Annotated in this window: 17 protein-coding genes; 10 read left to right on the top strand and 7 right to left on the bottom strand. The window is 66.3% G+C overall.

Annotation, left to right across the window (positions count from 1 at the left end; genetic code table 11):
* Positions 1–7: 7 nt before the first annotated feature.
* Positions 8–1105, bottom strand: coding sequence for an LLM class flavin-dependent oxidoreductase (locus tag AB7G19_RS35825; protein WP_063985464.1), 1098 nt, complete (start codon positions 1103–1105; stop codon positions 8–10).
* A 240-nt stretch (positions 1106–1345) separates the two neighbouring features.
* Here AB7G19_RS35825 and AB7G19_RS35820 point away from each other — a divergent pair, with 240 nt between their 5' ends.
* From AB7G19_RS35820 to poxB, 3 genes are all read left to right on the top strand, one after another.
* Positions 1346–2260 carry a 2-dehydro-3-deoxygalactonokinase gene (locus AB7G19_RS35820; protein WP_085399798.1) on the top strand — a complete coding sequence of 305 codons (915 nt, stop codon included), beginning with the start codon at positions 1346–1348 and terminating at the stop codon, positions 2258–2260.
* Between the two features lie 13 nt (positions 2261–2273).
* Positions 2274–2906: a 2-dehydro-3-deoxy-6-phosphogalactonate aldolase gene (locus AB7G19_RS35815; protein WP_085399799.1), complete on the top strand. Its 633-nt coding sequence runs from the start codon at positions 2274–2276 to the stop codon at positions 2904–2906.
* A gap of 80 nt (positions 2907–2986) precedes the next feature.
* Complete coding sequence (gene poxB, locus AB7G19_RS35810) at positions 2987–4723, top strand: ubiquinone-dependent pyruvate dehydrogenase (protein WP_085399837.1); 1737 nt, start codon at positions 2987–2989, stop codon at positions 4721–4723.
* On the opposite strand, the gene AB7G19_RS35805 is transcribed toward poxB, so the two are convergent.
* Positions 4720–5085 carry a hypothetical protein gene (locus AB7G19_RS35805; RefSeq protein WP_038942774.1) on the bottom strand — a complete coding sequence of 122 codons (366 nt, stop codon included), beginning with the start codon at positions 5083–5085 and terminating at the stop codon, positions 4720–4722. The two genes, poxB and AB7G19_RS35805, sit on opposite strands and share 4 nt — an antisense overlap.
* Positions 5086–5153: 68 nt before the next feature.
* Entirely contained in the window at positions 5154–6062 is a 909-nt protein-coding gene (locus AB7G19_RS35800) for a PaaI family thioesterase (protein ID WP_135215195.1), read from the bottom strand.
* Between the two features lie 160 nt (positions 6063–6222).
* Here AB7G19_RS35800 and AB7G19_RS35795 point away from each other — a divergent pair, with 160 nt between their 5' ends.
* Positions 6223–6540, top strand: coding sequence for a hypothetical protein (locus tag AB7G19_RS35795; RefSeq protein ID WP_028151536.1), 318 nt, complete (start codon positions 6223–6225; stop codon positions 6538–6540).
* A gap of 38 nt (positions 6541–6578) precedes the next feature.
* On the opposite strand, the gene AB7G19_RS35790 is transcribed toward AB7G19_RS35795, so the two are convergent.
* Both AB7G19_RS35790 and AB7G19_RS35785 read right to left on the bottom strand, forming a co-directional pair.
* Positions 6579–8048: an amidase gene (locus tag AB7G19_RS35790; RefSeq protein ID WP_167768098.1), complete on the bottom strand. Its 1470-nt coding sequence runs from the start codon at positions 8046–8048 to the stop codon at positions 6579–6581.
* Positions 8049–8160: 112 nt separating this feature from the next.
* Positions 8161–9291 (bottom strand): ring-opening amidohydrolase, encoded by a 1131-nt coding sequence (locus AB7G19_RS35785; protein WP_085399802.1) that lies wholly within the window; start codon positions 9289–9291, stop codon positions 8161–8163.
* A 248-nt stretch (positions 9292–9539) separates the two neighbouring features.
* Between AB7G19_RS35785 and AB7G19_RS35780 the strand changes: the two genes are divergently transcribed.
* The 4 genes from AB7G19_RS35780 to AB7G19_RS35765 all read left to right on the top strand — a co-directional run bounded on the left by AB7G19_RS35780 (position 9540) and on the right by AB7G19_RS35765 (position 14630).
* A complete protein-coding gene (locus AB7G19_RS35780) occupies positions 9540–11876 on the top strand; it encodes a Tex family protein (protein ID WP_085399803.1) in 2337 nt (778 codons plus the stop codon).
* Positions 11877–12216: 340 nt separating this feature from the next.
* Positions 12217–12774: a hypothetical protein gene (locus AB7G19_RS35775; protein WP_085399804.1), complete on the top strand. Its 558-nt coding sequence runs from the start codon at positions 12217–12219 to the stop codon at positions 12772–12774.
* Positions 12775–12874: 100 nt separating this feature from the next.
* Positions 12875–13567, top strand: coding sequence for a response regulator transcription factor (locus AB7G19_RS35770; protein WP_063985457.1), 693 nt, complete (start codon positions 12875–12877; stop codon positions 13565–13567).
* The gene (locus tag AB7G19_RS35765; RefSeq protein WP_085399805.1) at positions 13554–14630 is read left to right on the top strand and encodes a sensor histidine kinase; all 1077 of its coding nucleotides are present in this window, start codon (positions 13554–13556) and stop codon (positions 14628–14630) included. Before AB7G19_RS35770 ends, AB7G19_RS35765 begins: the two co-directional genes overlap by 14 nt.
* A gap of 12 nt (positions 14631–14642) precedes the next feature.
* Here the strand turns inward: AB7G19_RS35765 and AB7G19_RS35760 are convergent, their stop codons facing one another.
* Together AB7G19_RS35760 and AB7G19_RS35755 are read right to left on the bottom strand one after the other, a co-directional pair.
* Entirely contained in the window at positions 14643–15014 is a 372-nt protein-coding gene (locus tag AB7G19_RS35760; RefSeq protein WP_028151530.1) for a response regulator transcription factor, read from the bottom strand.
* Positions 15011–15877 (bottom strand): S1C family serine protease, encoded by an 867-nt coding sequence (locus AB7G19_RS35755; protein WP_354080841.1) that lies wholly within the window; start codon positions 15875–15877, stop codon positions 15011–15013. The genes AB7G19_RS35760 and AB7G19_RS35755 overlap by 4 nt, the downstream gene beginning before the upstream one ends.
* Before the next feature lie 200 nt (positions 15878–16077).
* Here AB7G19_RS35755 and AB7G19_RS35750 point away from each other — a divergent pair, with 200 nt between their 5' ends.
* Positions 16078–17043: a VOC family protein gene (locus AB7G19_RS35750; protein WP_085399807.1), complete on the top strand. Its 966-nt coding sequence runs from the start codon at positions 16078–16080 to the stop codon at positions 17041–17043.
* A gap of 64 nt (positions 17044–17107) precedes the next feature.
* On the top strand, positions 17108–17983 hold the full coding sequence (locus tag AB7G19_RS35745; RefSeq protein ID WP_085399808.1) for a dihydrodipicolinate synthase family protein: 876 nt from the start codon (positions 17108–17110) through the stop codon (positions 17981–17983).
* Positions 17984–18170: the final 187 nt, after the last annotated feature.

Below are 18170 nucleotides of genomic sequence, written 5' to 3'. Positions count from 1 at the left end.
CCGCGCGTCAAGCGGCCTTCTTCGCGGAGCCGAGATGCTTCAGGCGCGGCATCACCTCTTTGCTGAGCAGCGAGAGCGAATGGCGCCAGGCCTCCGGCTTGTGCTTGTAGTCGAAGCCGAACACCAATAGCACGCCGAAGCCGCCGACCTCGTCGTAGATCTTCTCGATCTTCTCGGCGACGGTTGCGGGTGAGCCGACGATCCAGTTCCGCTTGGCGCAATATTCGACGGTGACGTCGCTGTCGGGCACGTCGGGCGCGTGCTTCAGATAGTCCTTGAAGCCGAAATGGCCGAGCAGGGGCAGGAAGTACTCGCCCATCATCCGGCCCATCATGTCACCGGTCGAGAGCTTCCACGCCTCTTCGTCGGTGTCGGCGACGAACACCTCGCGTACGAGGCGCCAGTCCGCCCGGTTCGGCTTGCGTCCGGTCTTGGCGGCGCCGATCTCGACCGAGTCCCAATGGCTGCCGACATAGGCAGGGTTGAGGTTGAGGCTCATTGGAATGAAGCCGCGCTCGCCGGCGAGCTTCAGCGTGTCCGAGTTCTTAGAGAGCCCGGCAACGCCGATCGGCGGATGCGGGGCCTGGAGCGGCTTGATGTGGGGCTTGAGGAAGTCGAACATCGTGTCCGGCTTGGTCACCGTCCAGAACTTGCCCTTGTAGGTGAAGGGCGCGGGATCGGACCACAGCTTCAGGATGATCTCCAGCGCCTCGCGGGTCATGTCGCGGTTCTGTCCGCTCATGCCGTCGACGTTGAACATCGCCCAGTCGCTCGGCAGGCCGCTAGCGGCGACGCCGAAATTGAGTCGACCCTCGGAGAGATGGTCGAGCATTGCGACGCGGTTGGCGAGCTCGGCCGGATGGTGATAGGGCAGCAGGAAGCCGCCCGGCCCGATGCGGATATTCTTGGTCTGCATCAGCGCCTGCGCGATCAGGAGGTCCGGCGTGGGATTGGGTTCCCAGGGCGCGGTGTGGTGCTCGCCGACCCAGGCCTCCTGATAGCCGAGCTCATCGAGCCAGCGCATGACTTGCAGGTCCCAGTCGTTTCCTTCCTTCAAGCCGCACTCCGGCGGGTGCGAAGGCATCGTGAAATAGCCGATCTCCATGGGTTTCCTCATCTGATGTTGACGCGTCTTGTTGCGCGTTCCCGGACTTGAACAGGACAGCTTTAGCAAGCGGTGTGCCACCGCATCGCAAGCGGTGTGCCAGCGCGGCGAGCGCCTCAGACCCGCGAAAAATCGCTGGTTTGAGGCGGCAATAGCCGATATCCCGGGGCGGATTTGCGCGCCGTCGTCTCATTGTCGCGAGACGGCGTCTTGGCCGTGAGACTAAGGATACGTGTTGAGATGACCGAACCCGCCTATGTCGCGGTGGACTGGGGCACCAGTAGCTTCCGCCTCTGGCTGATCGACCGTGCCGGCAAGGTGCTGGCTGAACGTCGCAGCGATGAGGGCATGCTGGCCGCGGCCAAGGCCGGCTTTGCCGGCGTGCTGCAGTCGCATCTCACAGCTGTCGAGGCCCCGGCCCAGCTGCCGGTGCTTGTCTGCGGTATGGCCGGCGCCAAGACCGGCTGGGTCGAGGCCGGCTATGTTGACACACCTGCGCCGCTCTCTGCCGTGCTGAAGCAGGCCGCGCTTGTGCCCGGCGAGACGCGCGATATTCGCATCCTGCCCGGGATCGCGCAGCGCGATACCAGGGCGCCGGACGTGATGCGCGGCGAGGAGACGCAGCTGCTCGGTGCACTCGGTCTCGGGGCCCCTGGCGAAGCGCTGGTCTGCATGCCCGGCACGCATTCGAAATGGGTGCGCGTGAAGGACGGCACGGTCGTGCATTTCTCCACCTTCATGACCGGCGAGCTCTTCAGCGTGGTCTCGCGCGAGACGATCTTGTCACTCGCGGTCGCCGGTGCCGATGACGCCGAGGATGTCGCGAGCTTCAAGGCGGCCGTGAAAGCCGCGTATGAAGCGCCGGCCTTCGCGGCCAACCTTTTGTTCACAGCGCGGTCGCGGCAGCTCCTGTTCGGCGGCACGCCGGCCGCCGCGCGCGAGACGCTGTCGGGCACGTTGATCGGCGTCGAGCTGGCGGCAGGGCTCTCCGGCACGGTGCCGAAAGCGGGCATCACGCTGATTGCCTCCGGGCGGCTCGCGATGCTGTACCGGCTGGCCTTCGATGCGCTGTCGGTCACCGTGCAGCCGATCGATGCCGATGAAGCCGTTCGCCGCGGCCTGTCGATGGCCGCTGCCGCGATCTGGACGAAATGAGAGGAATCTTGAGATGAGCGTTCCCTTTCCGCCGATGAAGCGTCCGCTGGTCGCGATCCTGCGTGGTGTGAAGCCCGAGGAGACCGAGGCGATCGTCGGCGTGCTGATCGAGGCCGGCATGACCGCGATCGAGATCCCCCTGAATTCACCGGAGCCGTTCCGCTCGATCGCGATTGCCGCGAAGCTCGCGCCGGCCAGCGTCCTGATCGGCGCCGGCACGGTCTTGACCGCCGCAGATGTCGATCGTCTCAATGACGTCGGCGGCAAGTTGATGGTCTCGCCGAATGTGGATACGCAGGTGCTCACGCGTGCACATCAGTACGCCATGGTGACGTTGCCGGGCGTGTTCTCGCCGACCGAGGCGCTGCTCGCGGCGCGCTCCGGAGCATCGGGCCTGAAATTCTTTCCGGCCAGCGTGCTCGGTGCGTCCGGTATTGCCGCGATCCGCGCCGTGCTGCCGGCGGGCGTGATGATCGCCGCCGTCGGCGGCGTCTCCGACCAGAATTTTGCCGAGTACATGAAGGGCGGCGTGACCGCGTTCGGGCTCGGCTCCAGCCTCTACAAGCCCGGCATGACGGCCGCCGATGTCGCCGCTCGCGCAAAGGTGACAATCGCGGCCTATGATCGGGCGATTGTGAAAGACTGACCCAGCAATAAACAAGCCGTGATCCCGTCATAGCCGCGCTTTATCCTATCTTGCTGCACCAGCGAGATCAGGAGACCGACATGGCGATCAACAACGTAGCCGATCTGTTCGTGGCAACGCTCGAGCAGGCCGGCGTCAAGCGCATCTACGGCATCGTCGGCGACAGTCTGAACGGTCTCACCGAGGCGCTGCGCCGCCGCGGCACCATCGAATGGATTCATGTCCGCCACGAGGAGGTGGCGGCCTTCGCGGCTGCCGGCGAAGCCGAGATGACCGGAAGCCTTGCGGTGTGCGCAGGCTCCTGCGGCCCGGGCAATCTGCATCTGATCAACGGGCTGTTCGACGCGCATCGCAGCCGTGTTCCCGTGCTCGCGATCGCCGCGCAGATCCCCTCGGCGGAGATCGGCGGCGGCTATTTCCAGGAAACCCATCCGCAAAACCTGTTCAGGGAGTGCAGCCATTATTGCGAGCTGGTGTCGGATGCGAGCCAGCTGCCTTACGTGATCGAGAACGCCATTCGTGCGGCGGTCGGCCTGCGCGGCGTCGCGGTTATCGCGATGCCCGGCGACATCGCGTTCCGCAGCCCGCCCAAGCGCGCGCTGTCGACGACGCGCGGGCTCGCGCTGTCGGCGCCGAAGGTTGTGCCGCAGGCCGACGAGCTGAAGGCGCTCGCGGACCTCCTGAACGGCGCCGAGCGCATCACCCTGTTCTGTGGCCGCGGCTGCGCCGGCGCGCATGCGCCGCTGATGCAGCTGGCCGAAGCACTGAAGAGCCCGATCGTGCATGCGCTCGGCGGCAAGGAGCATGTCGAGTACGATAACCCCTACGACGTCGGCATGACCGGCTTCATCGGTTTCTCCTCAGGCTATGCCGCCATGCACGCCTGCGACGCGCTGGTGATGCTCGGCACCGATTTCCCTTACAAGCAGTTCTTCCCCACCGATGCGCAGGTCGCGCAGATCGACATCCGCCCGGAAAATCTGGGACGGCGCTGCAAGATCGATCTCGGCCTCGTCGGCGACGTCAAGCTGACCATCGAGGCGCTGCTGCCGCTGCTCAAGACCAAGACCCAGCGGAGGCATCTCGACGACGCCATCGCGCATTACAAGAAGGCGCGCGAAGGGCTCGACTCGCTTGCGAAGGGGACACCGGGCAGCAAACCGATCCATCCGCAATATCTGGCAAAAGTCATCAGCGACCATGCCTCCGACGACGCCGTCTTCACCGCCGATGTCGGCACGCCCACGGTGTGGGCCGCGCGCTATCTCGACATGAACGGCCGCCGCCGGCTGATCGGCTCGTTCGTGCACGGCTCGATGGCCAACGCGATGCCGCAGGCGATCGGCGCGCAGGCCTCGCAGCCCGGCCGCCAGATCATCTCGCTTTCCGGTGACGGCGGCTTCACCATGCTGATGGGTGACCTGATCACGCTGACCCAGATGAAGCTGCCGGTGAAAATCGTGGTCTTCAACAACGGCGTGCTCGGCTTCGTTGCGCTGGAGATGAAGGCGGCCGGGTTCGTCGACACCAATGTCGATCTTGAGAATCCTGATTTCGCGGCGATGGCGCGCGCGATGGGCATTTTCGCCAAACGCGTCGAGGACCCCGGCGAGCTTCCGGGCGCCGTGAAGGAGATGCTGGCGCATGACGGACCCGCGCTGCTCGACGTCGTCACGGCGAAGCAGGAGCTGTCGATGCCGCCGACCATCACGCCCGAGCAGATCAAGGGTTTCAGCCTCTGGGTGTTGCGCGCCGTGATGAACGGGCGCGGCGACGAGGTGCTGGATCTCGCTAAAACAAATCTGCTACCGCGCTAGCCCCGCTTCACCGAAGGCGCGGGCAGCCGCTCGTGGCGGTGCTGGAAGCGCTGCCAGTGCAGCACGATGCCGATCAGCAGGGCCGGCACGAAGCCGAGTGCGATCAGGAAATACGGCAGCTGCGTCGGCGAGATGAATGCAATGGCGATATCGGAGATCAGCCAGAGCGCTGCGAACATCACCGCGAAATCGGTGCGCGGGCAGCGCAAATAATAGAACACGGCGGTGATGACGATGGCGGGCCCGATCGCGATGCCGATCATCACCGCGGTCAGCTCCTTCGGCGTCAGCGCGTCGAGCACCATCGACGCCAGCAGCCAGAGCGCGGCGAACATGGCGATGATGTCGAGCGGATGCCGCAATCCAATACCTCTCGCAGGAACCGCGCTATCGTTGTGGCCGGAACTCCGGTCGTCAAGGGAAAATACGCCTATTCCTCGTCACTTCCGGGCGTTGGCCGCAGCATGAAATGGCCGAAAGCGGTGGCGATCGGCTTGTTCGCATCGTCCTGCCAGGCCCGCGCCTCGAAGGCGACGATACGCCGGCCCTGTTTCACGATCGAGACATTGGCGACGGTATCGAGGGCGCGTCCGGAACGCAGATAGTTGACGGTGAGTCCGATCGGCTTGGGCAGCGCGGCGATGCCGAGCTCGCGCCTCACGCCGAGGATCGCGGAGGTCTCGAGGAAAGCACCGGTCATGCCGCCATGGATCGCGGGCAGGATCGGATTGCCGATGATCTGCGGCGAGAACGGCATCGTCAGCGTGCCGTCGTTATTGACGCGAATGCCGAGGCAGCGCGCGAACGGGCTGTTGGCGAACGGGCCGTCCGGATCGTCGGGCGCCTCCAGCGTCGGGATGCTGCGCGAGTCCATCCTGCGGTCCGCGAGCATGTTGGTGCGATTGGCGCCGATCATGAAGCAGGCGGTCGCGGTTGCAACCGGATCGTCCTCGGAGTCCTGATAGGCGGTGGAGCGCACGAAGGCGATCGAGCGCGTGGTGCGGTAGCAGACCGAATGCGCCTTGATGTCGAGGCCCGGTGTCGCCGGCTTCTGATAATCGATGCGCAGATCCAGGGTTGCGATCGCGCGCGTGCCGTCGAGCGCAAGTTGCACCGCCATGCCGCAGCTCTCGTCCAGCATCGCGGTGACGACGCCGCCATGCAGCACGCCGGTCTCGGTGTCGCCGACGAAGACCGGACGATAGGGCAGGCTGGACCAGGCCTCGGCGGGGGCGAAGCGGTCGAGCTGGAGCCCGCTGATATGGCCGTAGTCGGAGCGGCGGCCCTTGATCGCCTCGGCGAGATCCTCGAACGGCAGCGTGGTGGGTGAAGTGGACATGACGACGTTCTAGACCAGGTCGGGCGCCGCGCAAAACCCCGAAAGGGGCTCATCAGGCAGGTTCGCAGGCTGGTCTGCCTGGGCCGGTTTGGCCTCGACATGGTGTGCCGAAGCAACGATGGTGGGCGCTTCGTCCGTCGACTAGCCCTAAGGAGTGCCCATGGCCGACCCCGAAACACCCGCCACCAATCAGGGGCCCGTGACCATTTCGAGCTCCAGCTCGGAACGGGCACCGATCATCTATTTCGACGGCGCATCCTGCTTCGGACACCACAACGGCGCGATCCAGATCGAGCTCGCCGCGAACCTGCTGATGCCGGTCGGTGCCGCCGTCAGGGTCGACGTGGTCCAGACCGCGCACTTGCGTTGCAGCGTGGCCGCAGCGCTGGCGCTGCGCGAGGCCCTCGACAAGGCGCTGGCGATGTACAGGCAGGGTCAGCAGCAGCCGGCGGAGGTGATCCCGACGGTGAAGAATTGAGATCGCGGGCGATCGCTTTTGAATGCGATCGCAATCTCTCAGCCCACATGCACCTTCGGCTTCTTGCCGCCGTTCCACTTGCCGTCGAGCGCGCGCTCGATCTGGGCGGCGAGCTGCAGGAGCAGGCCGTCATTGGCCTGCTTGGCGATGGCCTGGATGCCGAGCGGCAGGCCGTGGTCTTGCTCTGCCATCGGCATCGAGATCGCCGGCATGCCGCAGAGATTGGCGAGCGGCGTGAAGGCGAAGAAGCGCCAGAGATTGCCGAACCAGTCGAGGACGTCAGGATTTTCGGAGATGGTGAGATATTCCCTGGTGCCGACCTTCGGCGTCGGCAACGCGGTGATCGGCGTCAGGATCACGTCCCACTGCTCGAAGAACGCGCCGAAGCCGCGTGACGTGGTGTTGAACACGCCTTGCATCTTCGCCCGCTCGGCGAAGCTCGTGTGCCGACCGGCTTCCCAGATCCTGATGTTCATGGGCTCGATCAGATCTTCCGGTGGCTTTTCCATCCCGCGTGCGGCGAGCATGTTGGAGATCACCACGGCAAAATTGCTGATGTAGCAGGTGGTCTGCGCCGCGAACGCGGCGCGGAAGTCGAGTTCGGGCAGCGCGTATTCGACGTGATGGCCGAGGCCTTCAAGGAAGCGGCCGGTTTTCTCCAGCTCGGCGGCGATCTCCGGCGTCGCAGTGTAGTCGCCCCAGGTGTGCGACAGCGCGATGCGAAGCTTTGACGGGTCGCGCTTGATCATCTCGGAATAGGGCTGCGCCGTGGTCCAGAACGGCATGAACTCGCCGGGCGCAGGCCCGCGCGCGTGATCGACGAAGGCAGCGGTGTCGCGCACCGAGCGCGACTGGCAGCCCTGGATCGAGACGAGACCGGTGAGGTCGGACATGTGCGGGGCCAGCGAGAACACGCCGCGCGACACCTTCAGCCCGATATTGCCGTTGACGCCGGCGGGAATGCGGATCGAGCCGCCGCCGTCGGTCGCATGCGCGATCGGGACGACGCCGGCCGCGACCATCGCCGCGCTGCCCGCGGACGAGCCGCAGGTGGTGTAGTCGGTATTCCAGGGATTGCGCGTCACGTAGACGGCGGGATTGTCGGCCGAGCTGCACACGCCGAATTCCGGCGTCGTGGTGCGTCCGATCAGGTTGAGGCCTGCCTGACGGAATTTACCGGTGAGGAACGTATCGGCCGCGGCGCGATTGCCGCGCATCAGCAGCGAGCCCATCTCCTGCAGCCGGCCCTTCATGGTCGGTCCGAGGTCCTTCATCAGGAAGGGCAGGCCGGCGAACGGGCCGGCAAGATTGGCTCCGTCCTTGGCCGGATCGGCGATCACGTCCTCGAACAGCTCGACCACGCCCGACAGTGCCGGATTGACCTTGGCCACGCCCGCGGCGGCCTGGCGCGCCAGTTCCTTCGCCGTCAGCTCGCCCTTGCGGACGCGCGCTGCCAGTCCGACGCCATCGTGCTGCGCCCATTCGTTCCAGCTCATCGGCAAAGTCATGAAGTCAAAATCCCCGTGGGTAGCGGCGTCACCTTTTTCGCAAGGGCCCGCGTGAATCAACTGAGCCGGCGCGAAGGGCAGGGTTGCGCCGGGCGGAGAGGTCGCCGCGTCATTAAGACAGCCTTGCGATCACCGCAACCGGGCCGCCGCCCGCCGGCCCCTGATGCTCGGCACCACCGGAGACATAGACCGCGCCGGTGCCGGCGAGGCCGGCGATCAGGCCGCCGACGGCCGCGCGGGCGTGGCGCGTCGAGCTGATGTCGGTATCTTCGAGCATGGTGTGGCGGAAGCCGCGCACGCTGCCATCAGGCGAGGCCTCGGCCTTGGCGAAGATGTTGACGAGCTCGCGGCCCTCGGTGGCTAGCGGCGCGACGCCAAGCCCAACACCAAGGCCAACACCAAGCCCGACGCTGTTCAACGCCGACACCACCGCCGGGGCATCGATCGCATCGTTCATCACGGCGTGGCCGATCTCGAACTCGCCTGCTGAAGACGCCGAGTTGCCGAGCACGATGATGACGTTGTGCATCAGCTCGATCCCGGACGAGGTGGACGCAACCGACGAGAACAGATCGTAGCGCCGCAGCACGTCGTCGTCGCCAACATCGGAAGCGATCTCGTCGAGCGCGACCGCGACCCCAAGCGCGGAGGCGCCGCGCGAATAGGCCATTGAGCTGTAGGCGCTGGTCGTGGCCGTCTTGTTGCCGCGCGCGTTTGCTGTTTCGACGCGGTCGCTGGTGAGCAGCGGGCATTTGATCTGCACGAAATGGACGTCGGCGGGATCGGTGATGCCGGCATCCGCCATCGCGGCAGTCACCGCCTTGGCCGTTTCCATGATCTGTGCGGAGCGGCCGATCTCTTCGGGGAGGAAGTCCCGCGTGTGCGCCATGCCGATGCTCAAGCGCTTGCCGGACATGCCTGCCGGGCGCTCAGCCTGGCGCCGCGTGAACACCGTGATATGCGGGCTGAGCACGCCTTCGGTGCCGCCCGATATCACGAAGGCGATGCGCTGCTCGACCGCCTCTGGCGAAAGGCCGAGTTCTGGCGCCAGCGCGGTGCACAACGCAGCAACGGCATATTCCCGCGTAAAATCGTTGACGCCGCCATTGCCTTCGGTCTTGCCGAGGATGGCCAAAATCGTTGTCGGGTCGATCGCGCCGGAGCCGATCATGGCCATGAGGCCGGAGACGTCGCCGGGGCCCTTGGTGGCGACCCTGAAGACGCCGACCGATGCTGTCCGCATTGCAGTCCTCGTGTGGAGTTCGGTGGTCCGGCGGATGAACCAGCCGTGGAACGGAGGCGCATGTCAAGGCACAAGCGGGGGTGCAGGCACCCACGAATGTGGCGAGATCGCATCCGGTTCAACAAAAAAATCCTCTGTCGACGGTTGCGCGCCGCACCTTGATGAATCAACCTCGGTTGGTCCATAAGCGGCGTCCCGCTGCCGGTGGTTCGCCCCCGCGTCGCGTGCTTGGATAGAGGGATTCTCGCGTGGCAAATATCAACCAGAAAATTGCGCAGGAGCTTGGGGTACGGGCGGAGCAGGTCGAGGCGACGGTGACGTTGCTCGACGGCGGCGCCACGGTTCCCTTCATCGCCCGCTACCGCAAGGAAGCGACCGGTGCGCTCGACGACGCGCAATTGCGCACCCTGGAGGAGCGCCTGGGCTATCTGCGCGAGCTCGAAGACCGCCGCAAAGCCATCCTCGAATCGGTCCGCGAGCAGGGCAAGCTCGATGCGGCGCTGGAAGCCTCCATTCTCGCCGCCGACAGCAAGGCGCGCCTGGAAGACATCTATCTGCCGTTCAAGCCGAAGCGCCGCACCAAGGCCGAGATCGCCAAGGAAGCCGGTCTCGAGCCGCTGGCCAATCAGCTGATGGCAGAGCCGGGCAACGATCCGAAGGTCGTGGCCGAAACTTTCATCAACGCCGAGAAGGGCGTTGCCGATGCCGCTGCCGCGCTCGATGGCGCCCGCGCCATCCTGGTCGAGCGCTTCGACGAAGACGCCGACCTGATCGGTGCTTTGCGCGAAGAGATGTGGACCAACGCGCGCATGGCCTCCAAGGTGCGCGAGGGCAAGAAGACCGAGGGCGAAAAGTTCGCCGACTATTTCGAGTTCTCCGAGCCGCTGACGAAGCTCCCGTCGCACCGCATCCTCGCGATGTTCCGCGGCGAGAAGGAGGAAATCCTCGACCTTCAGATGCAGGCCGAAGCCGAAGCGTCGCCGCCGGGCGTGCCGAGCGCTTATGAATTGAAGATCATGAAGCGGTTCGGCATCGCCGACCTCAAGCGCGCCGGCGACCGCTGGCTGATCGACACCGTGCGCTGGGCCTGGCGCACCAAGATCCAGGTGCATCTCAACATCGACCTGCGCATGCGGCTGTGGAATGCCGCCGAGACCGAGGCCGTGCGCGTGTTCGCTTCCAATTTGCGCGACCTGCTGCTCGCGGCACCCGCCGGCACCCGTGTCACCATGGGCCTCGATCCGGGCTACCGCACCGGCGTCAAGGTCGCCGTCACCGACGCGACCGGCAAGGTGGTCGATACTGCCGTGATCTATCCGCACGAGCCGCAGCGGCAGTGGAACGAGGCGCTTGCGATCCTCGGCAAGCTTGCGCTGAAGCATCGTGTCGAGCTGATCGCGATCGGCAACGGCACCGCCTCGCGCGAAACCGACAAGCTCGCAGGCGATCTCGTCAAGGGCCTGGCCGAGCTGAAGATGACCAAGATCGTGGTGTCGGAAGCCGGCGCGTCGGTCTATTCGGCCTCGGCCTTCGCCTCGGAGGAGTTGCCGGGTCTCGACGTCACCCTGCGAGGCGCAGTCTCGATCGCCCGCCGTCTCCAGGACCCGCTCGCCGAGCTCGTCAAGATCGAGCCCAAGGCGATCGGCGTCGGCCAGTACCAGCACGACCTCGGCCAGGCCAAGCTCGCCAAGTCGCTCGATGCCGTGGTCGAGGACTGCGTGAACGCGGTCGGCGTCGACGTCAACACCGCCTCGGCGCCACTTCTGGCCCGCGTGTCGGGTGTCGGCTCCGGCCTGGCCTCGAGCATCGTGGCCCACCGCGACGCCAACGGCCCGTTCAAGTCGCGCAAGGCGCTGAAGGACGTGCCGCGGCTCGGCCCGAAGGCGTTCGAGCAATGCGCCGGCTTCCTGCGCATCCTCGGCGGCGAGGACCCGCTCGATGCGTCCGGCGTGCATCCGGAAGCCTATCCCGTGGTGCGCCGGATTCTCAGCGCCACCAAGAGTGACATCAAGGCGCTGATCGGCAGCAGCGAGATCGTGCGTACGCTGAAGCCGAAAGATTTCGTCGACGAGACCTTTGGTCTGCCGACCGTCACCGACATCCTGCGCGAGCTCGAGAAGCCCGGCCGCGATCCGCGTCCGGCGTTCAAGGCCGCGGTGTTCAAGGAGGGTGTCGAGGAGATCAAGCATCTCCAGAAGGGCATGATCCTCGAGGGGACCGTGACCAACGTTGCCGCCTTCGGCGCCTTCGTCGATATCGGCGTGCACCAGGACGGCCTGGTTCACATCTCGGCGATGTCCAGGAACTACATCAAGGATCCGCGCGAGGTGGTGAAGCCCGGAGACATCGTCAAGGTGAAGGTGCTGGACTTCGAAGTCGCCCGCAAGCGCATCTCGCTGACATTGCGCCTCGACGACGAGGTCGGCGCCAAGAAGGACGCGCCCGGCATGCAGCGGGACAACAGCTCGCGAAACCCCGCGCGCATGACGTCGTCGGCCCCGCGCAACCAGGAATCCTCCGGCGGCGGCGCCCTCGCGGAGGCCATGCGCCGGGCGGCCGAGAGGAACGGCGGCAAGCGGGCGTGATACTTTAACCTCTCCCCGCTCTTGCGGGGAGAGGTCGGATCGCGCTAGCGATCCAGGTGAGGCAAGGCATGCGGCTGACCGGATCAAAGGCCCCTCCGGCTCGTAACTTGACGGTGCACGGGACAAGCGTTGCGATCACTTTTTAGATCACCTTGGCGGGACGCAGCCTCTCACCCCACCCTCTCCCCGTCAGAACGGGGTGAGGGAGCGAAAGAGCGTTCGTCCCTAACACCTGCGTCAGAATCTGGCGCGTTTGTAAGTTGAAGGTGCCTGTCCCTTCCTCTCATCTGATCCTCCTCGCGCGGCAGAAAGATCGCCGCGCAGCACGGAGGATGCTTCGATGGACAACAGGCTTCTCAAAGGCGTCACTGCGGTGACGCTCGCCGCAATGATGGCGCTCGCTTCACCTGCGCTTGCCCGTGGCGGCGGTGGCGGAGGCCATGGCGGTGGCGGCTTCGGCGGTGGCGGCCATGGCGGCTTTGGCGGTGGCGGGCATTTCGGTGGCGGCGGAATGCATGCGGGTGGCTTCGGCGGCATGCGCGCGGGTGGTTTCGGCGGCATGGGTGGCGCGCGCTTTGCTGGCGGCCCGGGCTTCGGTGGAGCCCGCTTCGTCGGCTCGCCAATGGCTGCCCGCGCCGCCATCGGGCCGCGCTTTGCCGGTGCACCATTAGCGACCCGCGCCGCTTTCGGCCCGCGGTTTGCTGGCCCGGGCTGGCACGGCAGGCCGTTCATTGGCCGCCATGCCTTCTTCCACCGTCACCGCTTCAACCGGTTCGCTTTCGTCGGCGCGCCGTTCTTCTATGCCAACTATGCCAACTATTACGACGATGGTTGCTGGCGCAGGAGCTTGACGCCCTATGGATGGCAATGGGTCAATGTGTGCGGAGACTATTGGTAGTCGCATCGCGGTACCGCACCATTGTCGCGATCGCCACCGGGCGGTTCCGCTCAGCCCCGGAACGGGATAGTCTGGTGGCGATCGTCGCGCGGAGTTTTGCATGACCGGAGGTCACCGCCGCATTCTGGTCGTCGAGGACGATCCGGAAACCGCAGGCCAGCTCGTCGAGGAACTCACCACCTCGGGCTACGACGTCGATCTTGCCGCGACGGGTCGTGAAGCCCTGAGCCACGGCGTCGCCCGCGACTATGCCGTGATCACCATCGACCGCATGCTGCCCGACATCGACGGCATCGCCGTGATGCGCCAGTTGCGCGACGACGGCATCGCCGCACCCTTCCTGATCATCTCCGCGCTCGGCGAGGTTGACGACCGCGTGCGCGGTTTGCGCGCCGGGGGCGATGACTATCTCGTCAAGCCGTTCTCCTTCGTCGAGCTGCTGGCGCGCCTCGAGGCGCTCGGCCGCCGCAGCGAGACCGTCGCCAAGGAAACCATCCTGCGGGTCGGCGATCTCGCCATCGACCTGATCGCGCGCAACGCCAGCCGGCGCGGCCGGAAAATTCCGCTGCTGCCGCGCGAGTTTCAGCTGCTCGAATATCTCGTCCGCAACGAAGGCCGCGTCGTCTCCCGGGCGATGCTGCTCCAGCATGTCTGGGATCTGCATTTCGATCCCTCCACCAACATCATCGACGTCTATGTCGGGCGGGTCCGCCGCAAGGTCGACGATGCCCAGGCCTATCCGCTGATCCATACGATCCGCGGCATCGGATATTGCATCCGTGCTCCTGGCTAAGACGCTCCGCTCCTCCACCTTCCGTCTGGCACTGATCGCGATCGCGGCGTTCGGCCTGATCGTCGCGGCGATCATGGCCTATGTCTATTTCGGCACGATCGCCTATGTGCAGGGCCGGGTCGGCGACGCCGGCGATCACAGCGGCTTCACCGCGATGATCGAGCTCGCGATGGTCGCCGTCGCCGTGCTGCTGGCCGTGCTGGCCGGGGTCGCGGCCGTGCTGGTGACGCGGCGCACGGTCGGACGGATCGAGGAGATCAATGCGACCAGCCGCGCCATCATGCTGTCGGGGCTCGACCGGCGCATTCCCTTGCGCGGCAGTCACGACGAGTGGGACCGCGTCGCCGAAAACCTCAACCAGATGCTCGACCGCATCGAGACGCTGATGGGTGAGGTCAAGCAGGTCAGCGACAACGTCGCCCACGATCTGCGCACGCCGCTGACGCGCATGCGCGGCCGGCTGGAAAAGGCCTATCACACCCCGCGCAATGGTGAGGCCGATGCGGTGCTGATCGGCGACACCATCGCCGATCTCGATTCGGTGCTCGGCATGTTCGCTTCCATCACGCGGATCTCGGAGATCGAGACCCGCGCCCGCCGGAGTGCGTTTCGTGCGCTCGACCTCGCTGAAATCGCCGGCGAGGTCGTCGAACTCTATGACGCCGCGGCCGAGCAGGTGGCGACCCGCCTCAGCCTTGACGGCGACCGCCAGGTGGCGATTACGGGGGACCGCGACCTGCTGTTCGACGCCATCGCCAATCTGGTCGACAACGCGATAAAGCACGGCCGCGCGGGCGGGCAGGTCACCGTGACCTGTCGCAGCGCCGGTGGCGGGGCGGTGATCGCGATCGCCGACGATGGCCCGGGCATTCCCACCGGAGAGCGCGATCACGTGTTCAAGCGCTTCTACCGGCTCGAACAGAGCCGTTACACGCCGGGCAACGGTCTGGGCTTGAGCCTGGTCGCGGCCGTTGCCGGTCTCCATGGCGCCGAGATTGCACTGCACGACAATGCGCCGGGCCTCACGGTCCGGCTCAGCTTCCCGGCGACATCAGCGCGATAGGAGCTGACGGCGTCATAGCTCGATCACGCCGCGGCGTGCCGCATGCGCGACCGCGTCGGTGCGGCCGGTGGCATCCAGCTTGTCGAGCAGCGAACCGACGTGGAATTTGACCGTGTGCACGGAGATGCCGAGCTGGCGCGCGATCAGCTTGTTGGACGCGCCTTCCGCCATCAGCGCCAGGACATCGAGCTCGCGCTGCGTCAGCGCGATGTCTTCCGGCATGCTGCGCGGATCGCGCGCCATGACCGTCGCCGTGGCGGCCTCGCCGGGCGCGGCGAGCCGAAGCCCGGCGATGTTGCCGAGCAAGACCGCCAGGCGATCGGCGAGGGCGGGATCGTCGATCTCCAGGGCGAGCACGATCTCGGGCGCGTTGTCCTCGCTCACGCCTCGGGCCTCTCGCCGATCGTGACCTTGAAGCTGACTGGCTCGCCGCCGCGGCGCACCGCGACATCGACGACCGTGCCGACGCTCGCAGGTCCCAGCGTCCGCGACAGCGCACGCACGCCGGAGAGCTTCTGGTCGTTAACCGCCACGATGACGTCGCCCTGGCGGATGCCGGCCGCAGCCGAAGGGCCGGCCTTGTCGACATTCATCACCATCGCGCCGATGCCATCGTCGAGCCGCACCGGCTGGAGCCCGAGGCCGAGATATCCGCGGGCGATGCGGCCGCGCGCCTCGAGCTGTGCCGCGACCCGCTCGATTGTCGCCGTCGGGATCACCAGGACCCGCCGCGGCCCGAGCACGGCCATGCCGAAGGCGTCGCCTGATGCATCGAGCGCGAGCCCGCCTTGTTGCGCGAAGCGCAGGCGTACGTCGAGCTCGATCCGCGCATCGATGTCGCCGCCGCGCAAGGAGCGCCAGCTCTTGCCGGACAGTGATACCATGCCGAGCGCCGCGCTCGGCGCATCGCGATCGGTGGCGACGACGACCGACAGCGTGCCGAGGGGCGGAACGGTCGCGGCCAGCTTGACCGGCGCAAGACTGGCATCGGTGCGCAACAGCGCGATGTCGGTCGTATGGTCGCGGCCGACGATTGTGGCGGCCGCGGTGCTGCCGTCGGGGAGGCTGATCTGGATATCGCCCTCGTCGGCCAGCGCTTCGTCGGCGGTGACGATCAAGCCGGGTTTCCAGACGAAGCCGGTGGCGCGGGAGCGATGCGAATGCACGGCGACGACGGATGGCGCGGTGCGCGTCACGACATCCGCGAGCGCGGACGAAAGGGACGACAGAGGAGTGGGGTCGGTCATGGAAGGCTCCTGTAAATTGTCCTCAATCTGGGATGTCGCGGGCGATAGCGAAACTGGCCGGGTGGCCAGGACAGATGGGGCGGACCGGCTTCCGCAGGACTACGGCCGACGAACATGTGATTGGGAGGCCTTCACGGGAACGTGTAGCAATCCAGAAATTGCACCGCACGTCCCTAAGCGTTTCCAGCGAGCCCCGACCGATGACCGTCGACCTCACCCGCCGTACCCTGCTTCAACTCGCCGGTGCGACCTCGCTCGCGATGGCGGCGGCCGCCGCCGCTCGGGCCGAGGGCCTGCCGCAAGGCGGCGGTCCGACCTATGCCAGCCGCACGCCGATGCGGGTGGGCATGGTGACGCTCCGGGTCAAGAACCTCGACAAGGTCGCGGACTACTATCGCGACGTGATCGGGCTCACCGTGATGGAGCGCTCCGCGACCGGCGCGACGCTCGGCACGGCCGGTATCACGCTGCTCGTGCTGGAAGCCCGTCCCGAGGCCGCGATCGAGCCGCGCAACGCCGCGGGCCTCTACCACACCGCCTTCCTGATGCCGTCGCGAAAAGATCTCGCGCGCTGGCTGGTGCACGCCGCCTCGCACCGCGTGCCGCTGTCGGGCTTCGCCGATCATCTCGTCAGCGAATCCGTCTATCTCGACGACCCCGAAGGCAACGGCATCGAGGTCTATGCCGACCGCGATCCCTCGCAATGGCAGTGGAGCGAGGGCAGCGTGAAGATGGCGAGCGACGAGCTCAACATCCCTGACCTCTTGTCGCTGACCAACACGCGCGTGGCAGACTACGCCAAGGCGCCGGATGGTCTGCGCGTCGGCCACATGCATCTGCGTGTCGGCGATCTCGCCGAGGCCGAACGGTTCTATCACGGCACGGTCGGCCTCGATCCGACCCGCCGCCGTGGCGGCGCCGCGTTCCTGTCGTCGGGCCGCTATCACCATCACCTCGGCATGAACGTCTGGCAGAGCCAGGGGGCCGGCCAACGCGACGATCAGACCACGGGGCTCGCCTGGTTCTCGCTGGTGATGGCGAAGCAGGACATTCTCGCTGCGCAGGAGGAGCGCCTGCGCAAGGGCGGCGCGCATGTCACGGCGCTCGCCAATGGTCTGGAGGCCGTCGATCCCTGGGGCACGCGGGTGCGCCTGATCAGGGTTTGATCGATAGCGCGGGCATTGCTATGACCGGTCAGGCGCTAGCCAATTTTCCGGGGTTCAGCCTGACATGCCTGATTTTCACGGCGTCTTTCCCTACCTCATTTCGCCCGTCGATGCCGATGGCACGGTGCGCACCGAAGTCCTCGGCAAGCTCTGCGACGATTTGATCGGCGCAGGCGTGCACGGGCTGACGCCGCTGGGTTCGACCGGCGAGTTCGCCTATCTCAATGCCGCGCAACGCACCGCGATCGTGCAGACCACCATCGAGGCCGCGAAGGGCCGCGTGCCGGTCGTGGCCGGCGTCGCATCCACCTCGACGGCGGATGCAGTGGCGCAGGCGAGGGCGTATCAGAAGTGTGGTGCCAACGGCATCCTGGCGATCCTGGAAGCGTACTTTCCGCTCGCCGATGCCCAGGTCGAATCGTACTTCCGCGCCATCGCGGATGCCGTGGACATCCCGGTCGTCATCTACACCAATCCGCAATTCCAGCGTTCCGATCTCACGCTCGACATCATCGCGCGCCTCGCTGAACATCCGCGCATCGGCTACATCAAGGACGCCTCGACCAATACCGGCCGGCTGCTCTCGATCATGAACCGCTGCGGCTATGCCTTGCGCGTGTTCTCGGCCTCCGCCCACATCCCGGCGGCGGTGATGCTGATCGGCGGGCTCGGCTGGATGGCGGGACCTGCCTGCATCATCCCGCGCCAGAGCGTCGCACTCTACGACCTCTGCAAGGCCGGCCGCTGGGACGAGGCCATGGCGCTCCAGCGCAGACTGTGGCGGATCAACGAGGCTTTCGCCCGCTTCAACCTCGCCGCCTGCATCAAGGCGGGGCTGGCGGTTCAGGGCTACGACGTCGGCGATCCCGTCCCGCCGCAGGCCGCGCTGTCGGCCGACGCCCGCAAGGTGGTGGAGGCGGCGTTGAGGGAGCTTGATTAGCCGTCATGGCCGGGCTTGTCCCGGCCATCCACGTCTTGCCCTGTGGCACATAGAACGTGGATGCCCGGGACAAGCCCGGGCATGACGAATCTGTGGGTTCACCGCCCAAAACCGCGGCTGGTATGCCTCCGATCGATCCGCTAAAAGGCGGCCCGCAGTTTCGAAAAGACCCTGAGGACCCCACGGA

The sequence above is a fragment of the Bradyrhizobium sp. 215_C5_N1_1 genome (assembly GCF_052075935.1).
Taxonomy (GTDB): Bacteria; Pseudomonadota; Alphaproteobacteria; order Rhizobiales; family Xanthobacteraceae; genus Bradyrhizobium; species Bradyrhizobium barranii.
The sequence above is the reverse complement of the archived record's forward strand: the minus strand, read 5'-3'. Positions and strand labels throughout refer to the sequence as shown.

Bases quoted from the DNA above. Each gene is read 5' to 3' on its own strand.
- AB7G19_RS35790 (WP_167768098.1), bottom strand. From the start codon at position 8,048: ATGACTTTGCCGATGAGCTGGAACGAATGGGCGCAGCACGATGGCGTC.
- AB7G19_RS35820 (WP_085399798.1), top strand. From the start codon at position 1,346: ATGACCGAACCCGCCTATGTCGCGGTGGACTGGGGCACCAGTAGCTTC.
- AB7G19_RS35750 (WP_085399807.1), top strand. From the start codon at position 16,078: ATGACCGTCGACCTCACCCGCCGTACCCTGCTTCAACTCGCCGGTGCG.
- AB7G19_RS35770 (WP_063985457.1), top strand. From the start codon at position 12,875: ATGACCGGAGGTCACCGCCGCATTCTGGTCGTCGAGGACGATCCGGAA.
- poxB (WP_085399837.1), top strand. From the start codon at position 2,987: ATGGCGATCAACAACGTAGCCGATCTGTTCGTGGCAACGCTCGAGCAG.
- AB7G19_RS35745 (WP_085399808.1), top strand. From the start codon at position 17,108: ATGCCTGATTTTCACGGCGTCTTTCCCTACCTCATTTCGCCCGTCGAT.
- AB7G19_RS35825 (WP_063985464.1), bottom strand. From the start codon at position 1,105: ATGGAGATCGGCTATTTCACGATGCCTTCGCACCCGCCGGAGTGCGGC.
- AB7G19_RS35795 (WP_028151536.1), top strand. From the start codon at position 6,223: ATGGCCGACCCCGAAACACCCGCCACCAATCAGGGGCCCGTGACCATT.
- AB7G19_RS35785 (WP_085399802.1), bottom strand. From the start codon at position 9,291: ATGCGGACAGCATCGGTCGGCGTCTTCAGGGTCGCCACCAAGGGCCCC.
- AB7G19_RS35815 (WP_085399799.1), top strand. From the start codon at position 2,274: ATGAGCGTTCCCTTTCCGCCGATGAAGCGTCCGCTGGTCGCGATCCTG.
- AB7G19_RS35775 (WP_085399804.1), top strand. From the start codon at position 12,217: ATGGACAACAGGCTTCTCAAAGGCGTCACTGCGGTGACGCTCGCCGCA.
- AB7G19_RS35755 (WP_354080841.1), bottom strand. From the start codon at position 15,877: ATGACCGACCCCACTCCTCTGTCGTCCCTTTCGTCCGCGCTCGCGGAT.
- AB7G19_RS35800 (WP_135215195.1), bottom strand. From the start codon at position 6,062: ATGTCCACTTCACCCACCACGCTGCCGTTCGAGGATCTCGCCGAGGCG.